Here is a 1,633-nt window from a genome sequence, read left to right on the forward strand (position 1 = left end):
GCGATGGGTGCGTCGTTCGGCGGCGTGGCAGGTGGCATGTTCTCCGCGTTCCAGGGCTTCGTCTCGCCCGAGTCGTTCACTTTCTGGGAGTCGATCGTCGTGCTCTCGATGGTGGTGCTCGGCGGCATGGGCCACATTCCGGGCGTGATTCTGGGCGGTGTGCTGCTCTCGGCGTTCCCCGAGATCCTGCGCTCGACCATGGGCCCGTTGCAGATGAAGTTGTTCGGTAGCGTCATCGTCGATCCCGAAGTGATCCGGCAGTTGCTGTACGGTCTGGCCATGATTCTGATCATGCTGTACCGTCCGGCCGGCCTGTGGCCGTCGCCGCGTCCGGAAGAGCGGACTCTGTAAGCCGAGGGAGATGACCTGAATATGAGCGAACAAATTCTTCTGTCCGTTAAGGGCGTGAACAAGCGCTTCGGCGGTCTGCAGGCCCTCACTGACGTGGGCCTGGAGATCAAGCCGGGGCAGATCTACGGGCTGATCGGTCCGAACGGCGCTGGCAAGACCACGTTCTTCAACGTGATCACCGGTCTCTACACGCCGGACTCCGGCGAATTCAAGCTCGACGGTTCGGCTTACAAGCCGACCGCCGTGCACGAAGTCGCCAAGGCCGGTATCGCGCGTACGTTCCAGAACATTCGTCTGTTTGGTGGCATGACCGTCGTCGAGAACGTGATGGTCGGTCGTCACGTGCGCACGAAGATGGGCGTGATCGGCGCCATCGTCCGATATCCGGGCGCGAAGGCCGAGGAGCGCGCCATCCGCGATCGTGCGATGGAGTTGCTCGAATACGTGGGCGTGGCGAAGTACGCCAACTACACGGCGGCGAATCTCTCGTACGGCCACCAGCGTCGTCTGGAAATCGCACGTGCGTTGGCCACTGATCCCAAGCTGCTGGCACTGGACGAACCGGCGGCCGGTATGAACGCCACGGAAAAGGTCGAGTTGCGCGGTTTGCTCGACAAGATCCGTAGCGACGGTCGCACGATTCTGCTCATCGAGCACGACGTGAAGCTGGTGATGGGGTTGTGCAACCGCATGACGGTGCTCGATTACGGCAAGGTGATTGCCGAAGGTTTGCCGCAGGATGTGCAGAAGAATCCGGCGGTGATTGAAGCGTATCTGGGTTCGGGAGGCCATTGATGAGCGCAATGTTGACGATCAAGGGCCTGAAAGTCGCTTACGGCGGGATCAAGGCGGTCAAGGGCATCGACCTGAACATTCAGCCGGGCGAGCTGGTCACGCTCATCGGCGCGAACGGTGCAGGCAAGACGACGACCATGAAGGCGATCACGGGGTTGTTGCCGTGGGCCGATGGCGACATCGAGTATCTGGGCAAGTCGATTCGCGGCGTGAAGGCGTTCGATCTGCTCAAGCAGGGGCTGGCGATGGTGCCGGAAGGTCGGGGCATCTTCACGCGCATGACCATCCTCGAGAACATGCAGATGGGGGCGTATCTGCGCAACGACAACGCGGGCATCAAGCAGGACATCGACAAGATGTTCGGCATTTTCCCGCGTCTGAAGGAGCGTCGCGATCAGCTCGCAGGCACGTTGTCCGGCGGCGAGCAGCAGATGCTCGCCATGGCGCGTGCGTTGATGAGTCAGCCCAAGCTGTTGCTGCTCGACGA

3 protein-coding genes are annotated in these 1,633 nt (G+C 61.4%); all 3 read left to right on the forward strand.

What is annotated here, in order from left to right:
- On the forward strand, positions 1-351 hold a 351-nt coding region (locus tag PAN31117_RS26900; RefSeq protein ID WP_442417700.1), incomplete at its 5' end, for an ABC transporter permease subunit.
- A gap of 21 nt (positions 352-372) precedes the next feature.
- On the forward strand, positions 373-1,146 hold the full coding sequence (locus PAN31117_RS26905; RefSeq protein WP_150740874.1) for an ABC transporter ATP-binding protein: 774 nt from the start codon (positions 373-375) through the stop codon (positions 1,144-1,146).
- The coding region (locus PAN31117_RS26910) for an ABC transporter ATP-binding protein (RefSeq protein WP_370855795.1) at positions 1,146-1,633 on the forward strand (488 nt) is incomplete at its 3' end. The genes PAN31117_RS26905 and PAN31117_RS26910, both read left to right, overlap by 1 nt.

The sequence above is a fragment of the Pandoraea anapnoica genome (assembly GCF_902459765.1).
Classification (GTDB): domain Bacteria; phylum Pseudomonadota; class Gammaproteobacteria; order Burkholderiales; family Burkholderiaceae; genus Pandoraea; species Pandoraea anapnoica.

Bases quoted from the DNA above. Each gene is read 5' to 3' on its own strand.
- PAN31117_RS26905 (WP_150740874.1), top strand. From the start codon at position 373: ATGAGCGAACAAATTCTTCTGTCCGTTAAGGGCGTGAACAAGCGCTTC.